The organism is Thioalkalivibrio sp. ALE25, from assembly GCF_000377285.1.
GTDB lineage: Bacteria > Pseudomonadota > Gammaproteobacteria > Ectothiorhodospirales > Ectothiorhodospiraceae > Thioalkalivibrio.
This window is the reverse complement of sequence record NZ_KB897931.1, coordinates 98,037-123,109: the sequence shown is the minus strand read 5'-3', so window position 1 is coordinate 123,109 and position 25,073 is coordinate 98,037. Positions and strand designations below refer to the sequence as shown.

The following is a 25,073-nucleotide window of genomic DNA, read 5'->3' as shown; positions in this document are numbered from 1 at the left end:
GTGGGGGCGCCGCGGTGGCGGCGTCCCATTCCCATTGCAACGGTCGAGGCGTGTCGAGTACACGCCTCGCGCCCTATTGCACCTGTTTATCGGGAAGTTTCCATGCGTTTTCGTTGCACGATCCTGAGCATCTTCGCGCTTTTTCTTTTCGGAATGGTACCGGCCCATGCGGGTCCGCTCGTGGTGGGTGTGGTCTCCGATCGCTCGGCGGCGGAGGTGGCCGCTGGCGCGCATCGCTTCCTGGAGGCCCATCCGCAGGCGGAGGTGATCCTGCGGACACCGGAGCAACTCGCGGACAAGTCGGACGAGGCGGTATCGGCGCTGTGGCGGGAGGTCGACGCCATACTCGTCGCGGCTGTTTTCGGGGACCAGGCCGCGCGCCTCGACCGTCTGTTGCGGGAGGCCCCGCCGCCCGAGGCGGCCCCGATTCTGGCGATCAACAGCGTGCGTCACCTGACGGCCCTGTCGCGGATCGGCGGCGAGGCCGTGCTTGCGGGCCTCGATGACGAGATGCGCACCGAACTGGCGGCCAACCCCGACCCGGGTAAAGACCCGCGCGTGCACCTGGCCCAACAGCAGGCGCGTTTCCCCGAGCAGGCGGACTGGCTGACGGGTCGCGCGTTTTACCAGGGACGCACGCCGGAGAATATGGAGGGGCTGATGCGCTGGCTGGCCGCGCGTGGCGGGCACGAGATCGAGGTGCCGGAGCCGGATCCGCGCGAGACCGTCCGCTATTACCGGCATGGCAGCTCCAGCCCGAATCCGGACGCTCTCGAGCTGGACGACGGGCCCGCCGTGGCGTTGCTAGATCTGGATACCGGTGACCGGCCGGGCGACCGGGCGCTGCTTGACGCCGCCTGCAAGGCCCTGGAGGCCCGGGATATCCAGTGCTTCGCGGTACTCGCGCGCTGGGGCGGGGCCAGCCGCGAGGCGGTCGAGACGTTGGCCAAGGTGGCCGGGTCGGCGGATCTGGCAGGGATCGTCAGCCTGCAGGACTTCGTGGTGGGCGGGGGTGGCAACCGCGAGGCGGTGGCCGAGGCCTTCGGCGCGCTGGATGTCCCGGTGATCAAGGGGATCCGCCTGGCGGACGTGAGCGCGACCCAGTGGCGGCTCTCGCACGAGGGCATCCCCTGGGACAAGGTCCACTACCACGTGGCCATGCCCGAGTTGCAGGGCATGAGCCAGCCGATGGTGCTGGCGACCGCCGGCGAGCCGAAACAGGACGCCCGCACGGGCGTACGCCTCACACTGACCGAGCCGGTCGGCGAACGGGTCGAGGCCCTGGGCGACCGGGTGGCGAGCTGGCAGCGGCTGCGCCGCCTGGACAACACGGACAAGCGGGTGGCGGTGGTCTACTACAACCATCCGCCCGGTCGCCAGAACATCGGCGCGGACAAGCTGGATGTCCCCGAGTCGCTGCTGGAGATCCTGCAACGACTCGAAGCCGCCGGGTACGACCTGGGCGACGCGGTGCCGGAGGACGCCGAGGCCCTGCTGGACATGATCCAGGATCGAGCCGTGAACCTGCCGGAACAGGCGGATGCGCTGGACGCGATCGCCGGCCGGGTCGCCTCGCTGGACCGCGACCAGTATCAGGCGTATTTCGATAGCCTGCCGGAACCCGTCCGGGCCGAACTGGTCGACGGCCCGATCGGCTATCTGCAGGCACGCCTGGAGGCCGCCAGGGCCGCCGACAAGGTCGAGATCGCGCAAGCTGGGCTGGAAAGCGGTGTCGGTGATCTGCGCCACATGCTCGAGAGTTATCCGCACGCGGCGCAGGAGCGTGCACTGGACCTGCTGGCCCAGTACGAGGAGGCCTGGGAGGCCACGCTGGCGGGGGAGGACGCGCACGCGACCACCGAGCAGTTGCGCAAGGCGCTGGTGCGCACGGGCATCCCCGGCCTGACCGGCTGGGGCGACCCGCCGGGCGAGGCGATGACCCGCGATGGCGAGATGCTGTTCCCGGGGATCGAGTTCGGCAACGTGTTCATCGGGCCGCAGCCGCCGCGCGGCTGGGAGGTCAGCGAGCGCCTGCTGCACGCGAATACCACGTTCCCGCCGACCCACCAGTATGTCGGCTTTTACCACTGGATCCGCGATCACTTCGAGGCCGATGCGCTGGTCTACGTCGGGCGTCACTCGACCCGCGAATTCCTGCCGCGCCGGCGTGCGGGGCTGGCACCGGACGACTATCCCGAGATCCTCGGCGGCGCCCTGCCGATTATCTATCCCTACATCGTCGATGGCGTGGGCGAGGGCATCCAGGCCAAGCGCCGCGCCATGGGCGTGATGATCAGTCACCTGACCCCGCCGCTGGCGGCCACCGAGCTGTACGACAGCCTGCTGGAACTGCGCCAGCTGGTGGAGACCTACGAGGCCGCCGCGCAGCCGGATGCCGCGACGCGCTCGCGGGCCGCCCAGACTCTGCGCGAGCGCATCGACGATCTCGGCCTGACCGAGACCATCGAGCGTGAACTGGCGCGGGGTCATCATCACGATCACGGGCATCACCACGACGATCACCACGGCGATCACCACGAGGGTCATCACGAGGGTCACCACGAGGGTCACCACGAGGGTCACCACGAGGGTCACCACGAGGGTCACCACGAGGGTCATCACGAGGGTCATCACGAGGGGAACCACGAGAGGCACCACGAGAGGCACCACGACGAATCCGACTCCGGGCATGGCGAAGTGCATGCGGACGAACACGGCGACGAACATCGCCACGCGGACCATCACCGCGAACACGGGGATGAAGCGCACGAACATGCCAACGAACACGGTCATCAGGAGGCTCATGCGCGTCATGGCGACGATGATCACGGGCATTCGGGCGATCATCACGACCACCATGGCCATGATCACGATCACGGGGATACCCCGCTGGCGGAGATGGACGAGGAGTTGCTGGTCCACGAGATCGGCCACTACCTGACGGACATGCAGGAAGACCAGATGCCGCTGGGGCTGCATGTGTTCGGGCGTGACTGGAGCGACGAGGCCGTGGACACGATGCTCGAGTCGATGGCGGGTGACGACGCGGTCGGCGACGACTGGGACGCCAAGCTGCGTGGATCCCCGGCCAGCGAGCGCGCGCATCTGCTGGCAGCGCTGGAGGGACGTTTCGTGCCGCCAGGGCAGGGCAACGATCCGATCCGCACGCCGGAGGTGTTGCCGACCGGGCGCAACTTCCACGCGCTGGCGGCGGATCTCGTGCCCACGCGCATCGCCTGGGGCATTGGTCAGGAACTGGCCGCGGATGCCCGTAAACACGGCGATCCCGAGGCGGATGGCAGTGAGGCGATCATCCTCTGGGCATCGGATACCGTGCGCGACGAGGGCGTGATGATCGCCTTCGGCATGGACATGCTGGGCATTCGTCCGGCCTGGAACAGTCGCGGGATCGTCCAGGGGCTGGAGCGCATGGACCTCGACGAGGCCGCGCGCGATCGCCGTCGCGATGCCCTTTTTACCACCTCCGGTCTGTTCCGCGACCTCTACGAGGACCAGCTGGTGTGGCTGGATCGAGCCGCCCGCCTCGCACTGGACGGCTCGTTCGAGACCATTCTTGCCGAGTACCCCGAGCTGGAAGAGGCACTGGAGGCGGCCCTGGCCCCGCTGGGGCAGGACCTGCGCGATCCGGGCGCCGAGCCCCTGTCGCGCAACGACGTGGCCGCACAATGGGTGGAGGACACCCAGGCCCTGCGCGCCGCAGGCCTCAATGGCCTCGAGGCGGGGCAACAGGCCGCGCTGCGGGTGTTCGGTACCGCCCCCGGGGCCTATGGGGCCGGGGTCAATCGTCTCGCGGACCGTTCCGGCGCCTGGGAGGATCGTGCCGAACTGGGCGCGGCCTATATGCGCCGGATGGGCCACGCCTACGGGGCGGACGAATCCGGTGGCTCCGCGCACGAGGCCTTCGAGGCCCGGCTGGGCCAGGTCGGGCGCACCTATCTCGGGCGCGCCTCGCACCTCTACGGCCTGCTGGACAACGACGACGGTTTCGATTTCCAGGGCGGGCTCTCGACCGCGGTCGAGAGCATCCGCGGCGAGGCGCCGGACAACCGCGTGCTGCAGCATGCCGATCCGGACAACCCGCAGGTGGAGACGCTGGGACGCGCGCTGATGCGCGAGCTGCAGGGGCAGAACCTGAACCCGCAGTGGATCGAGCCGCTGATGGATCACGGCTATGCCGGGGCCCGCACCATGGCCCGTGACTTCGTCGACAACCTGTGGGGCTGGCAGGCCACCAATCCCGAAATCATCCGCTCCTGGGTCTGGGACGAGGTGCATGACGTGTATCTGCAGGACCGCCACGGGCTGGGCCTGGAGGCGTTCCTCGCCGATGGCCACAACGTGCATGTGAAGACCCACCTGCAGGCCGTGCACCTGGTGGCCGCCAGTCGCGGGTTCTGGGACGCCGAGCCGGAGGTCTTGGAGGCCCTGTCCGAACGTTTTGCCGAACTGGTTGCGGAACACGGCCTGCCGGGCAGCGGGCACACGCGCCCCGACCACCCGATGCTGGACGAGGTGGCCGAGCGCTTGGAGGACCCCGAACTGCGCGAGGCCTTCGAGGCCGTGCGCGCGTCCGCGCAGATCGATCGCGCACAGGCGGAGGCCGACCCCAGCCGTGTCACCGAGATCCAGCCGCTGGAGGACCCGGACGCCCGGGAGATGCAGGAGCTGCCGGAAGCGGCCGCGGCCGAGGGCGGCCAGGAAACCGGCGACGACGCGGCCGGCATGCCCTGGATTCCCTGGCTGGTCGCCGCCGCGCTGTTCCTGCTGCTGATCGGCGGTATCGCGGCAGGCCGGCGGCGATAACCGCCGCTGGAAATGTCTCCTGTAGGAGGCCAGCCCTCTGGCCGATGGGGTATGTCCGGCGGCCCATCGGCCAGAGGGCTGGCCTCCTACATAAGAACGTGGGAAGCGCTGAACAAAGGTTAATGAGGTAAACGCGAATGTCGTTCTCGATCACGATGGAGTTGATGGACACCGTGGTGCGCTGGCTGCTGGAGCCGGTGATCGTCGGCCTGCTGGTGCTGGTCGCGGTGGCGGTCTGGGAGTTCGGGCTGGCCCTGGGCGAACGCTCCGGGGGGGTGCGGCGGCTGGAGGCCACCGGTGACGCCGAGCGCCTGGCCTATCGCGCGCGGCGCCGCATCGACCGGGCGGATCTGCTGGCACGCATCGGCCCGATGCTCGGGCTGATGGGCACGCTGATCCCGCTGGGGCCTGGGCTGGCCGCGATGGGCCGGGGCGAACTGGAAATCCTCGCCCAGGCCGTTACGGTGGCGTTCAACACCACGGTGCTGGGGCTGCTGGTCGGCATCCTCGGCTTCCTGCTCGGACGCCTCCGGCGGCGCTGGTATGACGCTGCGATGGAGCGCCTGGAGGCAGCGGCATGAGGGTCCCGCACTACCGCGCCTCGCGCTTCGACGCCCCCGACGAGGAGCCGATGGGCCCACTGGCCAATCTGGCCGACATCATGCTGGTGTTCGCCGTCGGCCTGATGGTGGTGATGGCCGCCTCGGGGAGCGGACTGGAGCCGGCCAGTGGCGGTGCCGAGATCGAACCCGGGCGCGAGATCCCGGACCCGCCCGAAGGTGCCGGCGAGGCTGGCTCGGGCTTCGAATCCATGGGGCAGGTGTACCGCGACCCGGACACCGGTCGCATGATCCTGATCGGCGAGTGAACGCCGTTGCGTACCGTGTTGGCCCGCGGGCAACTAACAAGGGGAGTTTCCGATGATCACTCAGGTCTGCCGATACACGCGCGCTTTCGGTTGCAGCTTGCCATGGACCCCGGGGACCGGGTTTCTGGCCCTTGTCCTGACCGCGGGGTTGGTGTTTCCGGTAACGGCGACAGCGGGCGAGTGCCCGCGGATTGTCAGCCAGTCACCGTACATCACGCACTCGCTGGAGTACCTGGGCCTGACCCCCTGCATCGTGGGGGCGAGCCGCTACGACGATCTCGACGTGGAGGATACCGGCGGCATTCTGGACCCGGACGAGCAGGCGATCGGCCGCGTCGAACCGGATCTGGCGTTCACCTCGAGCTGGGTCGAGCGCGATGACTGGGCCGATACCGTGCCGGCCAGGACCCGGGCCATCGTGCTGGGCGGCTTCGAAGGGATGGATGCCGTGCGCGAAAATCTCGAACGCATTGCGGATGCTGCGGGCCTGGACGACGGTGCGGTGCGCGCCGCCGCATTCGACGATGCGTGGAAGGAGGCGGCCGATGCCGTGGGGGCCTCCGGCGAGCGTGCGGTCCTGATGTCCTCGTGCAGCGCGCAAGCCTACGTGTACGGCCCGAAGACCTGGCTGCATGATGCCTTCACCCGCGCGGGATTCGACGTCGTTGCGAACCAGCCAGGTGTGCATCACCTGAGACTGTCGGAGGACACCGACGAACTGGCCGATCTGATCAACCAGTATGACGCCGACGTGGTGTTCACCTTCTCTGGGTCCGAGGCTCGCAGCTGCCGAGCGGTGGTCGCATCGAGCCCGGTGAGGGTGGTGAATCTGCCAAGCGGGTATTTCTCGCACCCGGCACCGGTGATCCTGGATGGACTGGCCGAGCTTGAAACGCGGCACACCGAGTGGGCGGCGGCCCAGTAGCTTGTCCGGCCGCACCCGCACCGCGTTTTTCCATTACGAACTGCAGGAGAGAGCGACATGACCAACGATACCGACACAGCTAAGGCCGAACGCCACGCGCAGCGTATGGCGCGCAAGAAGGAAGTGGTGGACCGCAAGATCGCCGAGGCGCAGGAAGAAAAGGGCGTGTTCCTGATCCTGACCGGCAACGGCAAGGGCAAGAGCTCCTCCGGCTTCGGCATGGTGGCACGTGCCTTGGGGCACGGCATGCAGGTCGGCATCGTCCAGTTCATCAAGGGGCAGTTCGCCACCGGCGAGGAGGCCTTCTTCCGTGGTCAGGACCACGTGCAGTACCACGTGATGGGCGAGGGCTACACTTGGGAGACCCAGGACCGCGAGAAGGACGTGGCCGCGGCCCGCGAGGCCTGGGCGCATGCCCGCGACATGCTGCGCGACCCGAACGTCGATCTGGTGCTGCTCGACGAGCTGCACATCGCGCTGAAATATCAGTACCTGGATGTGGACGAGGTGCTGGAGGATCTCGCCAATCGCCCGCCGATGCAGCACGTGATTACCACCGGCCGCGCCGCGCCGAAGGCACTGATCGAGGCGGCCGACACCGTGAGCGAGATCGGCGTGGTCAAGCATGCCTTTCAGGCCGGCATCAAGGCGCAGAAGGGGATCGAGCTGTGAGTGTGAGCTGCCCCGCGGCGTTCGTGGCGGCCCCGGCCTCGGGGCAGGGCAAGACCACGATCACCGCCGCCATCGCCCGTTACCACCGCAACCAGGGTTTGCGCGTGCGCGTGTTCAAGACCGGCCCCGACTTCCTCGACCCGATGATCCTGGAACAGGCATCCGGGCATCCGGTCGACGCCCTGCATCTGTGGATGGTCGGGGAAGAAGCCTGTCGAGCGATGCTGTACGAGGCCGCACAGGATGCCGATCTGATCCTGGTCGAGGGCTCGATGGGGCTGTTCGATGGCGATCCCTCCGGGGCGGATCTGGCGCAGGCCTTCGGTTTGCCGATCCTGGCCATGGTGGACGCCAGCGGCATGGGCCAGACATTCGGGGCGCTGGTGCATGGCCTGTCGACCTACCGCCCGGGTCTGTCCTTCGCGGGCGTGATTGCCAACCGGGTGGGCAGTCCGGGCCATGCGCGGATGCTGGAGGATTGCACCCCGGAGGCGATCCGCTTCTTTGGTGCCGTGCAGCGTAACGAAACGCTGAGTGTCCCGGATCGTCACCTGGGGCTGGTGCAGGCCGGCGAGATCGCCGATCTGGATGCGCGGCTGGAGGCGGCAGCGGCCGCGATTGAAGAGGCTGGGGTGACAGGGCTCCCGGAGCCGGTGCGCTTTGATCCGGAAACAATTGCGCCGATCGAGGCGGCGCTGTCCGGCGTGCGCATTGCGATCGCGCGGGATGCGGCTTTTGCTTTCATGTATCCGGCCAACCTGCGCCTGCTGGAGAAGATGGGCGCCGAACTGCGGTTCTTTTCCCCGCTTGCGGGGGACGGGTTACCAGAGGCCGATGCCGTCTGGCTGCCGGGTGGCTACCCCGAGTTGTATCTGGATCAGCTGTCCGCCAATGCTGTCCTGAAGTCGGACCTTGAGGCCCATCATGCGGCGGGTCGCCCCATCCTGGCGGAGTGCGGGGGCTTTCTCTACCTGCTGGATGAACTGGCCAATCGCGAGGGTCATGCCGCGGCCATGGCCGGGCTGGTGCCGGGCAAGGCCCAGCTGGCAGACCGCCTGCAGGGTCTGGGGCTCCAGGCGGCCCCGCTGCCGGAGGGCGAGCTGCGCGGGCACACCTTCCATCACACCCATTCCGAGGTCGGGCTCGAGCCCTATGGTCATTGCTGGCGTGCGCGCGGGACGGGGTCGCAGGGCGAGGCGATCTATCGCGATGGTCGCCTGACCGCGACCTATCTGCATGCCTGGTTCCCTTCCAACCCGGAGGCCACGGCCCAGCTGTTTCGAGCATGAGTGATCGACCGTGGGACAATGTGACGCGGATCGGGCCCGGGGCACCCGCCGGGGCCCGCCTCCCGTTGCGCGGCGAGCGAAAGCCCGGCTGCGTGGATCTGGTCGGCGCGGGGCCGGGCGATCCGGGCCTGCTGACACTGGACGCCGTGGCCGCGATGCAGCACGCCGATGTCCTGCTGCACGACCGCCTGATCCCGGAGGCGATCCTCGAGCTGGCCAACCCGGAGGCGCATCGCCTGTATGTGGGCAAGGCCCGCTCACGGCACAGCTGCGATCAGGGGGACCTGAACGAGCGCATGATCGCGCTGGCCCGGGAGGGCCACTACGTGGTTCGCCTGAAGGGTGGAGATCCGTTCGTCTATGGTCGCGGCGGCGAGGAGGCGGCGGCCATTGCCGCCGCCGGGATCCCCGTTAGCATCGTGCCGGGGATTACCGCAGCGGGTGGCTGCGCGGCGTATGCCGGGATCCCGCTGACCCATCGCGATCATGCCTATCGCTGCCAGTTCGTGACCGCCCATCGTCGCGCCGGCGAGACCGATCTGGACTGGGCCTCGCTGGTCCATCCGCAGCAGACCCTGGTCGTCTACATGGGGCTGCACACCCTGGCCGAGGTCTGCGGCGAGATGATGGCGGCGGGCGCGGATGGCGCGATGCCGGCCGCGCTGGTGGAGCAGGGCACCCGCCCGACGCAACGCGTTATTGAGGGCACGCTGGCCGACCTTCCGGCGCGGGTGGCGGATCTGGCCATTCAGTCGCCGGCGCTGCTGATCGTGGGCGAAGTGGTGCGGCTGCGCGAGACGATTGCCGCGCAAGATGCCCAGTCCGTCCCGGGAACGCATGAAATCGGCTGACTCGAACCGTCCGCAGGGTGCCATGCGCCCGGAGACGCCCGAGACCACTGGGCGCCTGCGCACCGGTCTGACCACCGGTGTCTGCGCGAGCGCGGCTGTCATTGCCGGGGTCCGCTGGCTACTGCAGGGGCAGCGACTCCAGACGGTCGACGTCACCCTGCCCAGGGGGCAGGTCGTGAGCCTGGCACTGAACGATCTGGAACCGACCTCGGGTGGTGCGGTGGCCGGGGTCATCAAGGATGCCGGTGACGACCCGGATGCGACCCACGGGGCGCGGGTCTGGGTTGAGGTCACCCTGTGCGGTGAACCCGGCGTCCAGTTCATGGCGGGCGCGGGGGTGGGTACGGTCACGCGCCCGGGTCTGGTGCTGGCGCCGGGCGAACCGGCAATCAACCCGGTCCCGCGACGCATGATGCAGGGCCACCTGGAGGCGCTCGCCGAGGCGAGCGGATACAGCGGGGGCTTTCGCGTCACGGTTGGCGTGGACGGCGGCGAACGGATTGCCGAGCGGACCATGAACGCCCGCCTGGGTATCCTCGGGGGTCTTTCGATTCTGGGCACGACCGGGATCGTGCGGCCGTTTTCCTGTGCTGCCTATATCGCATCCATCCATCAGGCCATCGACGTGGCCCGCGCCAACGCGTGTCCGCGTGTGGCCTGCTGTACCGGCGGCACCAGCGAGGCGGCGGTGCGCGAACGCTACGGCCTGGACGACATGGGGCTGATCGAGATGGGGGATCTGTTCGGGGCGGCGCTGAAATACCTGCGGCGCAACCCCTTGCCCGCGGTGGTGCTGGCCGCGGGCTTCGGCAAACTCAGCAAGTTTGCGGCCGGGCATCTGGATGCCCATAGCCGCAAGTCGCGCATCGATCTCGACGCTTTGGCCGAGGAAGCCGCGGATCTGGGTGCCGGCCCGGCCCTGGTGGGGCGCATCCGCGCGGCCAACACCAGTGCCCAGGCCCTAACGGACTGCCTGGAACAAGGCGTGGCGCTGGCCGACCGGATCAGCGCACGCGCCTGGCAGCGGGCCCGCGGGATGCTGCCGGAGACCACGGCGCTGGAGGTCTGCGCGGTGGATCGGGGGGGCCGTATCGTGGGGTTTGCCGATGGTGCCGGGGGGCTCGCGCCATGACGGCCGCCGCGATTGCCCTGCAGTCGGTGGCCAAGCGCTACGCCGGTGGCCGGGTTGGGCTGGCGAACGTGGATCTGGAGGTGCCGGCGGGCAGCTTTTTCGGCCTGCTGGGGCCGAACGGGGCTGGCAAGACCACGCTGGTGGGGTTGTTGACCACGCTGGTGCGGGCGGATCGGGGCTCGATCCGCGTCTGCGGGTACGACGTGGCCACGCAGGCGGTTGCGGCGAAGGCGTGCATGGGCGTGGTACCGCAGGAGGTCAACTTCAACAGCTTCGAACCGGTGGGCGAGATCGTCGAGGCCCAGGCGGCTTACTACGGGCTGTCCCCAAGGCGGGCGCGCGAGCGAACCGGCGAGGTGCTGGAACAGGCGGGGTTGCTGGACCGGCGCGAACAGTCGGCCTGGGGCCTGTCGGGTGGCATGAAGCGGCGGCTGATGATTGCCCGGGCCCTGGTGCACCGCCCCCGCGTCCTGCTCCTGGACGAGCCGACGGCGGGGGTGGACCTGGAGGGGCGCCATGCCACCTGGGAGCTGTTGCGTGGCTTGAACGCGGACGGCGTAACGATCCTGCTGACCACCCACTACCTGGAGGAGGCGGAGACCCTGTGCGACACCCTGGCGATCCTGGATCAGGGCGAGATCGTCGCGCGCGGTGATACGGGCGAACTGCTGCACGGGCTGAACGTGCAGACCCTGGTATTGGAACTGAACATGCCGCTGGACGCGGCCCCGGCGCTGGACGGGCTGGCGATTCGTTTGAGTGATCGCTGGACCCTGGAGGTCGACCTGCCGCAGGGCATGGAGGTGAATGACCTGTTCGACCGCCTGGACGCAAGCGGGGTGCGTGTCGCGGGAGTCCGCAACAAGCGCAACCGGCTCGAGTCGTTGTTCCTGCAGCGCATCGCCGAACGCGCCGCCGCACCGCTGGGGAGGAAGACATGAGGCTCGCGGCGTACGGATTTGCCTATCGCGGGATGGTGGTCAAACAGGTGCGGCGTTTCCTGCGCGCCTGGGTGCAGAATCTCCTGCCATCGGTGGTGACGACGGTCCTGTTCCTGGTGATCTTCGGTCACCTGATCGGGCGCGAGCTCGGCACCATGCGGGGTGTCGATTACGCTGATTTTATCCTGCCCGGCCTGATCATCCTGGCGGTGGCCACCAATGCCTACAGCAATGTGACACTGGCGTTCTATGGGGCGCGGCTGCAGCGACATATCGAGGAGCTACTGGTTGCGCCGCTGCCCGCCTGGCTGATTGTGGCGGGCTTCGCCACCGGTGGTGTGATCCGGGGCCTGCTGGCCGGGGCGCTGGTCGCGCTGGTTGCGATTCCGTTTACCAATCTCCAGTTGCACCACCTGGCGGCCACGCTGGGGATCGCGCTGATCAGCGCCTTGCTGTTCGCCCTGGCCGGGCTCCTGAACGGCCTGTATGCGCGCAGCTTCGATCATACCTCCGTGGTGGCCACGTTCGTGCTGACCCCGCTGATCTACCTGGGCGGCCTGTTCTACCCGGTAGAACGGATGCCCGAGCCCTGGCAGTCCCTGGCCGTACTGAACCCGCTTTACTACATGATCGAGGGCTTTCGCTACGGCCTGCTGGGGACCGGCTCCTTTGCCTGGGCCGCGACCTTCTGGGTCCTCGCAGGGGCAACCCTTGTCGTTGGCGTGCTGGCCTGGTCTCTGGTGGCCCGCGGCGTGCGGATCCGGACATGAGTGTGGGTGAGGTGCAGCGATGAGTGCCGATCATTCGCGGGTGCGCCGGGCCTGTCCGGGGGTAGGCGCGCCCATGAGTACCGGCGACGGTCTGTTGATGCGGGTGCGTCACCCGATCGGGGGGCTGGATGCGGGGCAGGCGCAGACCATCGCCGCGGTGGCGCGGCGTTTTGGTTCTGGTGTCCTGGAGCTGACCAGCCGCGGCAATCTGCAGCTGCGTGGTTTGGACGCGGCGGCGCTGGAGCTGGCGCGCGCCGAGCTGGAGGGGGCGGGGTTGGCAGATCGCGACCCTGCGGCGGAAGCGGTGCGCAATGTCCTGGCGGCCCCGGTGACGGATATCGACCCGGAGGCGGCCATGGATGTGCAGCCGGTCGCGCGGGATCTCGTGCGAGCACTGGGGGAGCACCCGCGCCTGCGGGCATTGCCCCCGAAGGTGGGGGTGCTGGTGGACGCGGGCGGCGGTTTGCCGCTGGATGAGGTGCCGGCGGACTTGCGACTGGAGGCCTGTACGGCGTTGGGCGGGGTGTGGTTTCGCGTGGCCGTGGGGGCGTCCAGTTGCACGGCCACGGTGCTGGGCTGGACATGCGCGGAGAACGTGGTGGACGTCGCCCTCGCGGTGCTCGAATGCTTCGTTGCATTGCGCGAGGGCGATATGGATCCGCCGGGACGGCTCGCGGGTGCCGTGGCCCGATGGGGCCCGGAGGCGTTGACGCCGCCGGGGCTGGAGCGGGTGCTCCCGGGCGGGGACTGGGTCGCGGCGCGGATCCCCGGATACGCGGATGCCGGGATGGGGACGTGCCTGAACGGGCGCGCCTTCGGGATCGCGTTTCCGTTCGGGGCCCTGCGCGCCGAGACGCTGCAGGGGCTGGCCGAGCATATCCGGGCGCACGACGGACGCCTGCGCCTGACGCCGTGGCGCAGCCTGCTTCTGACCGGGGTACCTCCTGTGGAGCCGGACCGCGTCACCGAGTGGGGTGGCGTGACCGATCCGGACGACCCGCGCCGGGCGATGAGTGCCTGTATCGGGCAGACGGGTTGCTCCGCGGGCAGTACCGCCACGCGGGCGGATGCCGAGGCAGCCGTCGCCGCTGCCGGCGGGTTGCTTGCGGGGGGCGGGCAGGTGCATGTGAGTGGCTGCGACAAGCACTGTGGGCGTCCCGCGAATGCGCAGGTCCTGCTCACTGCGTGGGAAGGCCGCTATGAGCTCTCGCTGCAACGCGCCCCCGCGCGATGGGAGGCCGTGCTGACGAGGCTGGAGCCGGGGCAGGTCGAGCCGGCGCTGGCGGCCCTCGATGCCATCGCCCGCGAAGAGGGTGGCGGGCATGAGTCGACGATCGAGGCCTTGCAACGGCTGGAGGGAACAGCGCTGACGAGACGTATGAACGCGATGATGAACAACGGAGATCCAGCATGACGCAGAGCGATCCGGCCGGGGCCGTACCCGACTATATCCGCGACGGGGCGGCCATCTACCGGGAGTCGTTTTCGATTATCCGGTCCGAGGCGGACCTGGACCGCTTTCCGCAGGAGCTGGTGCCCGCGGTGGTGCGCATGATCCACGCCTGCGGCATGACCGATCTGCCACGGGACGTCGGGTTTTCGGCCGGCGTGGCCCGGGCGGCCACTGATGCGCTGGCCGCCGGCGCGCCGATCCTGTGCGACAGCAACATGGTGGCGCACGGGATCACCCGGGCCCGGTTACCGGCGGACAACCCGGTGATCTGCAGCCTGCGGGAGGCGGGTGTGGCGGCGGCCGCCGAGCGCCTGGGGACCACGCGTTCGGCGGCGGCGCTGGAATGGTGGCGACCGCATCTGGAGGGTGCGGTTGTGGCCATCGGTAATGCACCCACCGCACTGTTTCACCTGCTGGAGATGCTGCACCAGGGCGCGCCGCGGCCCGCCGCCGTGCTTGGTATCCCGGTGGGGTTTGTGGGTGCGGTGGAGAGCAAGGAGGCGCTGGCCACCAGCCCGCTGGACCTCGAGTACCTGACCATCTTCGGACGCCGCGGTGGCAGCGCCATGGCCGCGGCGGCCATCAACGCCTTTGCGAGTGACCGGATATGACGACATCCCCCAAGCTGCATGAACCCGCGGCCGCGGGTTGTCTGTACGGCGTGGGCACCGGGCCGGGTGATCCCGAGTTGCTGACGCTGAAGGCCGCGCGCCTGATTGCAGAGAGCCCGGTAGTGGCCTATTTCTGTCGCCGGGGTGGCCGTGGCCAGGCGCGCGCCATCGTGGACGCCCACCTGGGCACGGGGCAGCAGGAGATGCCGCTGGAGTATCCGGTGACCAACGAGATCCCGCACGGCTCTGACGAGTATCGCCGCCGCATCGAGCAGTTCTTCGACGCCGCCGCCGAGCAACTGGCTGCCGAACTGGCAGCCGGGCGTTCGGTGGTGGTGTTGAACGAGGGCGATCCGTTCTTCTACGGATCGTTCATGCACGTCTACCTGCGGCTGAAGGATCGGTTTCCCACCCACGTGGTCCCTGGCGTGACCTCGATGATGGCCTCGGCTGCGCAATTGTCGACGCCGCTGACCATGCGCGATGACCTGCTGACGGTGATCCCCGGCACGATGCCGATCGACGATCTGCGCCAGGCCCTGCAGGGGACCGATGCGGCGGTCATCATGAAGGTCGGAACCCATCGCGATGCGGTGGTGGGTGTCCTTCAGGAGCTGGGGCTGGACGAGCGCGCCTGGTACGTGGAACGCGCCAGCACCGCCGAGGAGCGGGTCCTGCCAGTGTCCGAGATCCCGGAGCGGGTGCCCTATTTCTCGATGATCGTGATCCCCGGGCGCGGGGTTCGGCGATGAGCGGGGATGGTGGTCCGGTGGTCGGTCGGTTGAGTGTGGTCGGGGTGGGTCCGGCGGGGCCGGAATGGATCACGCCGGAGGTCGCTGCCCGTCTCGAAGCGGCGACCGACCTGGTGGGATACGGGCCGTACCTGGAACGGATTGCGGCCGCCCACCACCGTGTGCACGCCTCGGACAACCGCGAGGAACTGGCGCGCGCAACCCACGCCCTGGATTTGGCCGCCGAGGGGCGGGACGTAGCGGTGGTTTCGGGCGGCGACCCGGGTGTGTTCGCGATGGCGGCCGCGGTCTTCGAGGCCCTGGAAGGCTCGGAGCCGGGTCGCTGGGACGCGGTGACGGTGGAGGTGCTGCCCGGGGTGTCGGCGATGCAGGCCGCCGCGGCGCGGCTGGGTGCGCCGCTGGGGAACGATTTCTGCGTGATTTCGCTGTCGGACAACCTCAAGCCCTGGTCGCTGATCCGGCGGCGGGTGCGGCTGGCGGCCGAGGCCGACTTCGCCATGGCCTTCTACAACCCGATCTCGCGCGCACGTCCCTGGCAGCTGGGGGAGGCACTGGGCATCGTGCGCGAGGTGCAGGGGTCGGAGACACTGGTCGTGCTGGCCACCGCGGTGGGACGCGGCAAACGCGAAGACGTGCAGATCTCCACCCTCGGCGAGGTGGACCCGACGGCGGCCAACATGAGCACGCTGGTGATCGTGGGCGCCGCCTCCACCCGGGTGCTGGAGCGCCCCTCCGGCCGGCGCCACGTGTACACCCCGCGCTATGTCGAGTCGGCGGAGTCGCGGTGAACGCGCGGGAGGCCTTCCAGCCACTCCAGGGCTGCCTGCGGGGCGTGGAAGCGGGGCACCCCGGGGGCGTCCGGCGGCCGGTCCACCATCACCACCGGGATGCCGCGTTCGCGTGCGGCCTGCAGCTTGGGGGCGGTGGCCTCGCCGCCGCTGTCCTTGGTGACCAGCACGTCGATGGCGTGGGTCTCCAGCAGCCGGTGCTCGTCGGCTAGGCTGAACGGGCCGCGGGCCCGCAGCCAGGTGACCCGGGGCAGCGCCGGCGGCGGTTCCGGCGGGTCGATGGTGCGGATCACGTAGTCCAGCTCGGGCGCGGCCGCGAAGGCCTCCAGGTGCTGGCGCCCGGTGGTGATGAGCACGCGCCGGCCGAGGCCGGGGAGCGCGCGGGCGGCGGCCTCCAGGTCGGGCACGCGCAGCCAGTGATCCCCGGGGGTCGCCTGCCACGGCGGCCGGGTCAGCCGGGCCAGGGGTACGCCGGCGCGGCGCGTGGCGGCGACGGCATTGGCCGAGATCTGCCGCGCGAACGGGTGGGTGGCGTCGACCACGGCGTCGATCGCGTGGTCGCGCAGCAAGGCGGCGAGGCCCTCGGCGCCGCCGAACCCGCCGGTGCGCCGCGGCAGTCGCGAGGGTGCCGGCCTGCGCGTGCGTCCGGCCAGCGACACGGTGGCGTGCAGCCGCGGGTGGCCGTCCAGCAGCGGTTCCAGGGCTGCGGCCTCGGTGGTGCCGCCCAGCAGCAGGATCTGCCGCGGGCGCGCAGCCCGGGGGCCGGTTTCGGAGGATGAACGGGAGCTCATGAGGATGACCAGTCTAGCCACCAATGACGAACGAGCGCCATGGCTGAACATCGTCGGCGTGGGCGCGGAGGGGCTCGCCGGGCTGACCCCGGATGCCCGCATGGCGCTGGACACAGCGGCGACGGTGATCGGCGGCGCACGGCATCTGGAGATGCTGCCGGAGCGGCCGGGGCAGGAGCGCCTGGTGTGGCCGTCGCCGCTGGAGACCGCGCTGGACTGGATCGAGGCGCGCGCCGGACAGCCGCTGTGCGTGCTCGCCAGCGGTGACCCCTTCTGGTTCGGGGTGGGGGCGACCCTGATGCGGCGCTTTCCGGTCGCGCAGACCGCCGTCTGGCCGGCGCCCTCGGCGTTCAGCCTGGCCGCCGCGCGCATGGGCTGGCCGCTGCAGCAGACCCGCTGCCTGTCGGTGCACGGCCGGCCGATGGAGGCGCTGCGGCCCTGGCTGCATGACGGCGCGCGACTGCTGATCCTGAGCCGCGACGGGGATACCCCGGCGGAACTGGCGCACTGGCTGACCGGGCTCGGCTTCGGCGATTCCACCCTGACCGTGCTGCAGTCCCTCGGTGCGGACCGCGAGGCGGTCGTCCGCGCGCGCGCCGGGGCCTGGCCGGAGGTCGCGATCGAGGCGCTGAACACCGTGGCGCTGGAATGCCGGGCCGATCCGGCGGCGCAGGTGCTGGCCGCCAGTGCCGGCCGGCCGGAGGCGCAGTTCGAGCAGGACGGTCAGATCACCAAGCGCGAGGTGCGGGCGGTGGCGCTGGCCCTGCTGGCGCCCGGTCGCGGCGAGCGGCTGTGGGACGTGGGCGCCGGCTCCGGTGCCATCGGCATCGAGTGGATGCTGGCGGATCCGGCCAACACCGCCGTGGCCATCGAGCCGCGCGCGGAGCGCCTGGAACGCATCGCGCGCAACGCGAGCGCACTGGGAGTGCCGGCACTGCGCCGCATCCACGGGCGCGCGCCGGAGGCGCTGGATGACCTGTTTGCCCCCGACGCGATCTTCATCGGTGGTGGGCTGACGACGCCCGGGCTGGTGGAACACTGCGTGGAGCGTCTGTGCCCGGGGGGGCGCCTGGTCGCCAGCAGCGTGACGGTGGAGGGCGATGCGGTGTTGGCGGCGGCTCGCGAGCGCCATGGTGGCGAGCTGACACGCATCAATGTGAGTCGCTCGGAACCGCTGGGCGCGATGTCCGGCTGGAAACCGCTGCGGCCGGTGACCCTGTGGGCCCTGCGCCGGATCTGAACCAGGAGGGGGGCTTGGTCGTGCCGGGCGTCGGCTTCGCCTCCGCCTGTACGGCCCGGGAGCTGGAGGGTCTGATGCGCGAGGTACTGGCCGAGGCTCGCGCCGTGCTGGGAGTGGAGCGTGCCGGAGTGCTCGGGGCCCGGCAGCTGGCGGCACCGGTGCATAAGAGTGACAGTCGCATGCTGGCGACGGTCGCGCGGGAGCTGGAACTGGAACTCGTATTCCCGTCCATGGCCGCCCTTGCGGACTGCCAGGGGGGAGTGCTGACGGAGTCGCCACGGGTGCGTGCAACGGCCGGGGTCGGTTCCGTGGCCGAGGCAGCGGCGCTGGCAGCGGCCGGCGAGGGCGCGCGTCTGCTGTTGCCGCGGCGTCTGTCACCGCAGGCCAGCTGCGCGGTGGCCTGGGTCGACCGCCAACATCTTTTCGAGGAGTCATCATGACGGTTCATTTTGTCGGTGCAGGCCCGGGTGCCGCGGATCTGCTGACCCTGCGCGGCCGGGATCGTATTGCGGCCTGTCCGGTGTGCCTGTACGCGGGTTCACTGGTGCCGGAGGCCGTGCTGGAACATGCCCCGGAGGGGGCGCGCGTGGTCAACACCGCGCCGCTGACGCTGGACGCGATCATGGAGGAGATCGAACGCGCCCACGCGGCGGGCCAGGACGTGGCGCGCCTGCACTCCGGCGACCTGTCGGTCTACAGCGCGCTGGGCGAGCAGATCCGCCGGCTGGAGGCGGCCGGGATTGACTACAGCATCACGCCCGGCGTGCCGGCATTCTCCGCCGCCGCGGCGACCCTGGGGCGGGAACTGACGGTGCCGGAGGTGGCGCAGTCGGTGGTGCTGACGCGCACGCCGGGACGGGCGTCCTCCATGCCGGAGCGCGAACGGCTGGCAAGTTTTGCCGCCACCGGGGCGACCCTGGCGATCCATCTTTCGCTGCACAATATCGAGACCGTGGTCGAGGACCTGCGGCCGCACTACGGCTGCGACTGCCCGGTGGCCATCGTCTTCCGTGCCAGCTGGCCGGACGAGACCGTGGTGCGCGGTTCGCTGGGGAATATCGCGGAACGGGCGCCGGCCCTGACCACGCGGCGCTCGGCGCTGATCCTGGTGGGCCCGGCGCTGGACCCGGGCGATTTCCGCGACAGTGCGCTGTACGACCCGGCGCATGTGCGCCGTTACCGCGGCATGGACGGGGACTAAGCGGCGGCGCCCCCGATCTTCCGCAGGCAGGGGTGACTCCGGCGGGTGTTGTGGGGCACTGGGCTTTTCGCCTGCAAGCAGGCTCCCACATCGCCAGGAACCTGTAGGAGTCTGCTTGCAGGCGAAGGCGGTTTCTTCCCGATCAGGATCACGGAAAGGGGCCGCCATGCGGCGGCCCCCTGGTTCCGGCCGGTTTAGCGGCGGCGGTAGTTGTCGTGGCAGGCCAAGCAATGGTGGCGCACGCCGTTCAGGGCCTCGGTGGCGCGAAGCTGGAAGTCTTCGTTCTCCAGGTCCTCGGCCGACTCCACCTTGCGCTGCAGTCGTTCGGCGGCCTCGCGGTAGGCTGCCTTGTATTCGGCGAAGTCCGGGTCCTCCCAGGCCGCGGGCAGGGCCCCGGGTTCGCCGTCCCGCGCCGGTGTCTCGCGTGCGAACCAGGTTTCGATGTCGTCGGCGCGGCGCGCCAGTTCCTCGGCGAGGTCGGGCAGGCGCTCGGCGAACGGTGCGTCGTAGCGCAGGATCTGCTCGATGCTGCGGTAGGTGGCTGAGGTGCCCTGCATGCTTTGCTGGCGGAAGCGCTGGAAGGCCTCGGTGGCGTCCACTGTGGCCGGGTTGTCCATCGTCTCGCTGTAGTCTTTGCCCCAGGGGCCGGGCATGGGGAGCGTCACCTCGTCGCCATGGGCGCCGGTGGCGGCAAGCAGGAACAGGACAAGGCCGGCGATCCGGAGGGCCGGTGTAAAGGGGGGTCGAGTCATGTCGGATCTCCTTTCCAGTGTCAGAAGCGGAATTGGTGCTGCAAGTGCAGCTCCCAGTCCGAAGTGCCGGCGTCGCGGTCCAGCCACATCAATTGGGTTTTTTGTCGCTGGCCGCGGTGGTACCAGTTGAGGCCGGCGCCCCGCTCGCGCTGCCAGCGCTCGTCGGTGCCGAGGTCGTTGCCGGCGTCGTGGCGCAGCACAGCGTGGCGCGCGGCAACCTCGAGCCCCTCCCAGGGCAGTGCCTGAGCCAGCTCGAGTTCGGCGCCCAAGTCGTGGTAGGAGGGGCCGTGATCGGGCGATACGTCGCGGCGGAAGGCGGCGAATGAAATGGCGGTGCGGGCAAACTTGACGACGCTGTCGGCCGTTGCGGTGACCCAGTCGGCGCGTTGCTGATTTACCTGGTTCTCCCGCCCGCGAGTCCAGTCGCGCAGGTGATTGCGGTTCGCCGCCTGCAGGCCGACGCCGTGGGCCACTGTATGCTCGACCGGCTTGCCGACGGTCGTGTTGTCGCGTGGAAGGGTGCCTACCGGTGCCCAGGCCCCCCGAGCGCTGAACAGGTGGCCGGAGGTGGACGGTCGGTCATCCCGCTGGTCAAGGCGGCCGCGACCATCAAACACGCCGATGGCCCAGGCCCGGTCGTCGCTGTCGCCCCCCAGTAGGGTGACGCCGGTATCGCGTCCAGCCGGGACCTCGAACTGATTCCCCGCGATGCTCAATTCGGTGAACAGCCGGTTGGGGCCACCGATGTCCCGCGGCAGGCCGAAGGGTACGGTGAACTGGCCGGCGCGCAGGTCGAGGGACTCGGTCAGTGCGTATTGGAGCCAGACATCGCGCATCGAGAGCTCGCCGCTGCTGAAGTCGGGCTGCAGGCGAAAACTAAGATCGGGGTGGAAGAGGGTGCCCGTCGTATCCAGCCAGGCGCGGCGAAAGTCGAATTCGGTGGTGGTTCCCTCGTCGCCCCGCTCGATGGCGTAGCGGCCCTGGATGAGCGGGTCCAGGGTGATGGCGAAGCCGTCGGCTTCGCTGCCGAACTCGAACTGTGCCTGGAGGGGGGAAGCCCCGCCACTGGCGATCAACAGGCCGAGAAGGGTCGGGGCCGGAGCCAGGAGTGGCGGCCGGCCGGGTCGTCGGGTCGGTTTGTTCAAGGTCATTCTCCCTGGGACGCACACCCCGTGCGCCGTGGATGGAACGACGCTGGGTGGGCCAGGGGAGGTCGGGGACTATAGACACAGCAAGCCCGACCCGACCGCTTGCCCGCCGCAGCGTCAGGTTTCCTCCTGGCCGGTCTCCGGACTCGTGAAGCGGGCGGGGGTGCCCGGGCGGATCGCCTTCCCACACCGAATTGCGGCGCAGTGGTTGTTGATCCGTTGTCTTCACCTACCGTTGCGGGGGCAGTGCCGGCATTGCGAACGGCAGTTCGCGCACCGGCTTCCCGATTATCCCCGGCGATGGAACGCCAGGGCACCTGGAGGCGGGGCGAAGGGTACTGGGGTGCAAACAGGCTGGCAAGAAGAGCGTTTGATGAGCGACCAACCGCAGTGATTGATCTGGATCAACGGGAGCGCTGATTTCGCTGGTCGATCGAATACCGGGTCGATAGGGTGGGATTCAGGTGATTTGGACCGAGTCTATATCGGTCTTCGCCGACACCGATCCAATCTCAGGGAGACTTTGCCATGATCCGAGGTTCTTATCTTCGCAGCGCCATCTTTTCGGCCTGCACCGCCCTGGCGCTGGGCGTGGCCGCGCCCGCCGTGGCGGATACTGATTACTCGCAGTATCGCGACGTGTTCGAGCCGCTGCCGGCGCTGCCGCCGATCCCGGCGGACAACTCGATGACCAAGGAGAAGATCGAGCTGGGCAAGATGCTGTTCTTCGAGCCGCGCATCTCCAGCTCCGGTGTGATCTCCTGCGCGACCTGCCACAACCCGGCGCTGGGATGGGCGGACCGTATCCCGCGCGCGGTGGGCCACGATGGTCAGGTCGGCGAGCGCAACACCCCGACCGTGCTGAACTCCGGGTTCTTCACTGCGCAGTTCTGGGATGGCCGCGAGGACGACCTGGAAGGCCAGGCCCTGGGTCCGATCCAGGACGCGATCGAGATGGCGATGCCGCTGGAGGATGCGATCGCCCGCCTGGAGGAGTTCAATGAGTACCAGGAAAAATTCGAGGCCGCCTATCCCGACTATGACGGCGACAACGTGATCAATACCGACCACGTGGCCAAGGCGCTGGCGACGTTCCAGCGTACGCTGAACACCCCGAACTCGCCGCTGGATCGCTGGCTGGCCGGGGATGAGGGCGCGATGAGCGAGCAGCAGATGCGCGGGATGAAACTGTTCGCCGACAACGGCTGCGTGGCCTGTCACCGTGGGCCGGCGCTGACCGACAGCAACTTCCACCGCATCCAGGTGCCGGGTTCGGAGGACGAGGGCCGCTACCTGGTCACGGGTGAGGAGAGCGACCGGTTTGCGTTCAAGACCCCGACCCTGCGCAACGTAGCCCTGACCTATCCCTACATGAACAACGGGGAGACCGCCACGCTGGAAGAGGCGATCCGCATCATGGGCGAGGAAATGCTGGGGCAGGACTTCAGTGATGACGAGGTCGCGGATATCGAGGCCTTCATGCACGCGCTGACCGGCGAAATGCCGCAGTTCGAGATTCCTGCGCTGCCGTAACCGGCCGCATCGGAATCGAATGCGCCAGCCCCCCTCCGGAAACGGAGGGGGGCTTTTTGATGGGGTGGTACAGATCTATTCCACGGTAATCGTGATCTTCTCGGAGACAACGGGCGGGTCGAAGCTGATGTGACGGTAGTCCATGAACAGCAGTTGCAGGGCGTATTCGCCGGGTTCGAGTTCCAGCTCGCCCTCGGTCTGGCCGCCACCGAAGTGGCGTTTGTGGTCCGAGAAGGGCAGGGAGGCGTCGAGGTCCACCTCCTCGAGCGGCTTGTTCACCAGGAGGTGGTGGTGTCCGGTGTTGTCCATCTCCACCCCGGCCGGGGCGACACCCATGCCGCGCAGGCCCATCTGGATGCGCACGGGGCTTTCGAGCGTTTCGCCATCCTGCGGGCTGATGAAATAGACCTTCGCGCCATCCGGCGGCGCGATGCGGTCGCTGCCCATGGCACTTCCGGCCAGCGCGAGGCCTCCCGTCAGCACGAGCAGTGTGGAGAGCCGAGTAAGAGCGGGTTTCATGGGTACTCCTTGGGCCCGGGTTCGGCCGGTCTGTGTACTCATTTCGAGTATAGTCGGCGGTCCGCGCGGCAGTGCAGTGGCGTTCTGCTACCCTATGCGCCTTCGTTTTCCACCTCCCGATCGAGACGAGTAGCCCGCATGAGTTTTCGCACCCGATTTGCCCCCAGTCCGACCGGCTATCTGCATATCGGCGGTGCCCGCACCGCGCTGTTCTCCTGGCTGTACGCCCGCCACCACGGTGGCGAGTTCGTACTGCGGATCGAGGACACCGATCTGGAGCGCAGCACCGCGGAGTCGGTGAACGCGATCCTCGAGGGCATGAACTGGCTGGGGCTGACCTACGATCACGGGCCGTTCTACCAGACGGAACGCTTCGACCGGTACAAGGAAGTGATCGACCAGTTGATGGCCGCAGGCCACGCCTATCGCTGCTACTGCACCAAGGAAGAGCTGGATGCGATGCGCGAGGAGCAGAAGGCGCGCAAGGAAAAGCCGCGCTACGACGGTCGCTGCCGTGCGCGCACCGAGCCGCGCGAGGGCGTGGAGCCGGTCATCCGCTTTCGCACGCCGGACGAGGGCGTGACCGTCGTCGATGACATGGTGCGCGGCAAGGTCGCGTTCCAGAACAGCGAGCTCGACGACCTGATCATCGCCCGCTCCGACGGCTCGCCGACCTACAACCTGACGGTGGTGGTCGACGACATGGACATGGGGATCACCCATGTGGTCCGTGGCGATGACCACCTGAACAATACCCCGCGCCAGATCAACATCCTGAAAGCGCTGGGCGTGGAACCGCCGCGCTACGGCCACCTGCCGATGATCATGGGCCCGGACGGTGCCAAGCTGTCCAAGCGCCACGGGGCGGTCTCGGTGATGCAGTACCGTGACGAGGGCTATCTGCCGGAGGCGCTGCTGAACTACCTGGTGCGCCTGGGCTGGGCCCACGGCGACCAGGAGATCTTCTCGGTGGACGAACTGGTGCGTCTGTTCGATATCGAGGACGTCAACCAGTCCGCCTCGGCGATCAACCCCGACAAGCTCCTGTGGCTGAACCAACACTACATCAAGACGCTGGACCCGGATCATGTGGCGCTGGAGTTCGGCTGGCACCTGGGCCAGCTGGGCATCGATCCGGCCAATGGTCCGGCGATGCGCGATGTGGTGATCGCCCAGCGCGAACGCGCGCGCACGTTGCGCGAGATGGCCGAGAACAGCGTGTACTTCTATCGCGAGTTCGAGGACTACGACGAGAAGGCCGCACGCAAGCAGCTGACCGCCGAGGCAAAGCCCGTGCTGCAGACCCTGCACGACGGGTTTAGTGCCCTGGGCGCCTGGGAGAAGGAGCCGCTGCACGAGGTGGTGGTGCATACCGGCGAGCGCCTGGAGCTGAAGCTCGGCAAGGTCGCGCAGCCGCTGCGCGTGGCCCTCACCGGGGGTACGGTCTCCCCGCCCATCGATGATACGCTGGTGCTCATCGGGCGCGAGCGCGCCCTGGCCCGCATCGACCGCGCGCTGGCGAAAATTTCCGCCGAAGCGGGTTGACACATTTCGGGGTGCTGGCTACAGTACGCGCTCGCCTGACACGGGGCCATAGCTCAGCTGGGAGAGCGCCTGCATGGCATGCAGGAGGTCGGCGGTTCGATCCCGCCTGGCTCCACCACTCAGGTGATTTGCGAGTTCATCAATGCATCGTTTCGGGGTCATATCACTCTACGTTGGATTGGTGCTGGCAGTAGTCGGATTGATCGGCGGATTCGGGCTGATGCTCACCGGGGAACAGACCTGGTCCAAGCCCCTCATCGCGCTGGTACCGATCGGGTTTTTGCTGGTATTCAACGGTCTGGTGACGACGCTTCTGCATCGGCCACCGGGTAGCGAAGAAGACCGGCCCAAAGGCCCACCGGAATAGCAACAAGACGTTGCCTCTACGTCCCCATCGTCTAGAGGCCTAGGACACCGCCCTTTCACGGCGGCGACCGGGGTTCGAATCCCCGTGGGGACGCCATATCA

At 68.8% G+C, this 25,073-nt stretch carries 24 protein-coding genes, 2 tRNA genes and 1 riboswitch; of the genes, 22 read left to right on the top strand and 4 right to left on the bottom strand.

Going from position 1 to position 25,073, the window contains the following annotated elements; all coding sequences use genetic code 11:
• Positions 1–102: 102 nt before the first annotated feature.
• The 14 genes from C996_RS0107650 (at position 103) to cobJ (ending at position 15,876) form a co-directional block, all read left to right on the top strand.
• A complete protein-coding gene (locus C996_RS0107650; protein WP_018866864.1) occupies positions 103–4,824 on the top strand; it encodes a cobaltochelatase subunit CobN in 4,722 nt (1,573 codons plus the stop codon).
• 137 nt (positions 4,825–4,961) lie between these two features.
• Positions 4,962–5,405 (top strand): MotA/TolQ/ExbB proton channel family protein, encoded by a 444-nt coding sequence (locus C996_RS0107645; RefSeq protein ID WP_018866863.1) that lies wholly within the window; start codon positions 4,962–4,964, stop codon positions 5,403–5,405.
• Complete coding sequence (locus tag C996_RS0107640) at positions 5,402–5,692, top strand: DUF2149 domain-containing protein (protein ID WP_018866862.1); 291 nt, start codon at positions 5,402–5,404, stop codon at positions 5,690–5,692. Before C996_RS0107645 ends, C996_RS0107640 begins: the two co-directional genes overlap by 4 nt.
• A 52-nt stretch (positions 5,693–5,744) precedes the next feature.
• Positions 5,745–6,617 carry an ABC transporter substrate-binding protein gene (locus C996_RS0107635; RefSeq protein WP_026279245.1) on the top strand — a complete coding sequence of 291 codons (873 nt, stop codon included), beginning with the start codon at positions 5,745–5,747 and terminating at the stop codon, positions 6,615–6,617.
• A gap of 57 nt (positions 6,618–6,674) precedes the next feature.
• Positions 6,675–7,289, top strand: coding sequence for a cob(I)yrinic acid a,c-diamide adenosyltransferase (gene cobO / locus C996_RS0107630; protein ID WP_018866860.1), 615 nt, complete (start codon positions 6,675–6,677; stop codon positions 7,287–7,289).
• Positions 7,286–8,578, top strand: coding sequence for a cobyrinate a,c-diamide synthase (locus C996_RS0107625; RefSeq protein ID WP_018866859.1), 1,293 nt, complete (start codon positions 7,286–7,288; stop codon positions 8,576–8,578). The genes cobO and C996_RS0107625 overlap by 4 nt, the downstream gene beginning before the upstream one ends.
• Positions 8,575–9,429: a uroporphyrinogen-III C-methyltransferase gene (gene cobA, locus C996_RS0107620; RefSeq protein ID WP_026279244.1), complete on the top strand. Its 855-nt coding sequence runs from the start codon at positions 8,575–8,577 to the stop codon at positions 9,427–9,429. Before C996_RS0107625 ends, cobA begins: the two co-directional genes overlap by 4 nt.
• Before the next feature lie 22 nt (positions 9,430–9,451).
• Positions 9,452–10,561: a cobalt-precorrin-5B (C(1))-methyltransferase gene (locus tag C996_RS0107615; RefSeq protein WP_018866857.1), complete on the top strand. Its 1,110-nt coding sequence runs from the start codon at positions 9,452–9,454 to the stop codon at positions 10,559–10,561.
• Positions 10,558–11,502 (top strand): ABC transporter ATP-binding protein, encoded by a 945-nt coding sequence (locus tag C996_RS0107610; RefSeq protein WP_018866856.1) that lies wholly within the window; start codon positions 10,558–10,560, stop codon positions 11,500–11,502. The genes C996_RS0107615 and C996_RS0107610 overlap by 4 nt, the downstream gene beginning before the upstream one ends.
• Positions 11,499–12,272 carry an ABC transporter permease gene (locus tag C996_RS0107605; protein ID WP_081623691.1) on the top strand — a complete coding sequence of 258 codons (774 nt, stop codon included), beginning with the start codon at positions 11,499–11,501 and terminating at the stop codon, positions 12,270–12,272. The genes C996_RS0107610 and C996_RS0107605 overlap by 4 nt, the downstream gene beginning before the upstream one ends.
• Before the next feature lie 19 nt (positions 12,273–12,291).
• Positions 12,292–13,686, top strand: a complete 1,395-nt coding sequence (gene cobG, locus C996_RS0107600) for a precorrin-3B synthase (protein ID WP_026279243.1) — start codon at positions 12,292–12,294, stop codon at positions 13,684–13,686.
• Positions 13,683–14,336, top strand: coding sequence for a precorrin-8X methylmutase (locus C996_RS0107595; protein ID WP_018866853.1), 654 nt, complete (start codon positions 13,683–13,685; stop codon positions 14,334–14,336). The genes cobG and C996_RS0107595 overlap by 4 nt, the downstream gene beginning before the upstream one ends.
• Positions 14,333–15,088: a precorrin-2 C(20)-methyltransferase gene (locus tag C996_RS0107590; protein ID WP_018866852.1), complete on the top strand. Its 756-nt coding sequence runs from the start codon at positions 14,333–14,335 to the stop codon at positions 15,086–15,088. Before C996_RS0107595 ends, C996_RS0107590 begins: the two co-directional genes overlap by 4 nt.
• Positions 15,085–15,876: a precorrin-3B C(17)-methyltransferase gene (cobJ, locus tag C996_RS0107585; protein WP_018866851.1), complete on the top strand. Its 792-nt coding sequence runs from the start codon at positions 15,085–15,087 to the stop codon at positions 15,874–15,876. Before C996_RS0107590 ends, cobJ begins: the two co-directional genes overlap by 4 nt.
• On the opposite strand, the gene C996_RS0107580 is transcribed toward cobJ, so the two are convergent.
• On the bottom strand, positions 15,849–16,667 hold the full coding sequence (locus C996_RS0107580; protein ID WP_018866850.1) for a cobalt-precorrin-6A reductase: 819 nt from the start codon (positions 16,665–16,667) through the stop codon (positions 15,849–15,851). The genes cobJ and C996_RS0107580 overlap by 28 nt on opposite strands.
• Positions 16,668–16,671: 4 nt before the next feature.
• Between C996_RS0107580 and C996_RS0107575 the strand changes: the two genes are divergently transcribed.
• Genes C996_RS0107575 through cobM form a run of 3 tightly spaced genes read left to right on the top strand, consistent with a single transcriptional unit; the run spans position 16,672 to position 19,108 of the window.
• Complete coding sequence (locus tag C996_RS0107575) at positions 16,672–17,907, top strand: bifunctional cobalt-precorrin-7 (C(5))-methyltransferase/cobalt-precorrin-6B (C(15))-methyltransferase (protein ID WP_018866849.1); 1,236 nt, start codon at positions 16,672–16,674, stop codon at positions 17,905–17,907.
• Complete coding sequence (locus tag C996_RS0107570) at positions 17,886–18,347, top strand: cobalamin biosynthesis protein (protein WP_018866848.1); 462 nt, start codon at positions 17,886–17,888, stop codon at positions 18,345–18,347. The genes C996_RS0107575 and C996_RS0107570 overlap by 22 nt, the downstream gene beginning before the upstream one ends.
• A complete protein-coding gene (cobM, locus tag C996_RS0107565; RefSeq protein ID WP_018866847.1) occupies positions 18,344–19,108 on the top strand; it encodes a precorrin-4 C(11)-methyltransferase in 765 nt (254 codons plus the stop codon). The genes C996_RS0107570 and cobM overlap by 4 nt, the downstream gene beginning before the upstream one ends.
• A gap of 194 nt (positions 19,109–19,302) precedes the next feature.
• On the opposite strand, the gene C996_RS0107560 is transcribed toward cobM, so the two are convergent.
• Together C996_RS0107560 and C996_RS0107555 are read right to left on the bottom strand one after the other, a co-directional pair.
• Positions 19,303–19,860 carry a cytochrome c gene (locus C996_RS0107560; protein WP_018866846.1) on the bottom strand — a complete coding sequence of 186 codons (558 nt, stop codon included), beginning with the start codon at positions 19,858–19,860 and terminating at the stop codon, positions 19,303–19,305.
• Between the two features lie 20 nt (positions 19,861–19,880).
• On the bottom strand, positions 19,881–21,011 hold the full coding sequence (locus C996_RS0107555; protein ID WP_018880466.1) for a porin: 1,131 nt from the start codon (positions 21,009–21,011) through the stop codon (positions 19,881–19,883).
• 110 nt (positions 21,012–21,121) lie between these two features.
• Positions 21,122–21,344, bottom strand: a riboswitch (cobalamin riboswitch).
• Between the two features lie 192 nt (positions 21,345–21,536).
• Here C996_RS0107555 and C996_RS0107550 point away from each other — a divergent pair.
• Positions 21,537–22,541, top strand: coding sequence for a cytochrome-c peroxidase (locus C996_RS0107550; RefSeq protein WP_018866844.1), 1,005 nt, complete (start codon positions 21,537–21,539; stop codon positions 22,539–22,541).
• Between the two features lie 75 nt (positions 22,542–22,616).
• Here the strand turns inward: C996_RS0107550 and C996_RS0107545 are convergent, their stop codons facing one another.
• Positions 22,617–23,060: a DUF4399 domain-containing protein gene (locus C996_RS0107545; RefSeq protein ID WP_026279240.1), complete on the bottom strand. Its 444-nt coding sequence runs from the start codon at positions 23,058–23,060 to the stop codon at positions 22,617–22,619.
• 138 nt (positions 23,061–23,198) lie between these two features.
• On the opposite strand from C996_RS0107545, the gene gltX reads away from it, so the two are divergent.
• The 4 genes from gltX (at position 23,199) to C996_RS0107525 (ending at position 25,068) form a co-directional block, all read left to right on the top strand.
• Entirely contained in the window at positions 23,199–24,605 is a 1,407-nt protein-coding gene (gene gltX, locus C996_RS0107540) for a glutamate--tRNA ligase (protein ID WP_018866842.1), read from the top strand.
• A gap of 42 nt (positions 24,606–24,647) precedes the next feature.
• Positions 24,648–24,723 (top strand) — tRNA-Ala (locus tag C996_RS0107535).
• Positions 24,724–24,747: 24 nt separating this feature from the next.
• Positions 24,748–24,972 carry a hypothetical protein gene (locus C996_RS0107530; protein ID WP_026279239.1) on the top strand — a complete coding sequence of 75 codons (225 nt, stop codon included), beginning with the start codon at positions 24,748–24,750 and terminating at the stop codon, positions 24,970–24,972.
• A gap of 20 nt (positions 24,973–24,992) precedes the next feature.
• Positions 24,993–25,068: transfer RNA gene (locus tag C996_RS0107525), tRNA-Glu, on the top strand.
• Positions 25,069–25,073: the final 5 nt, after the last annotated feature.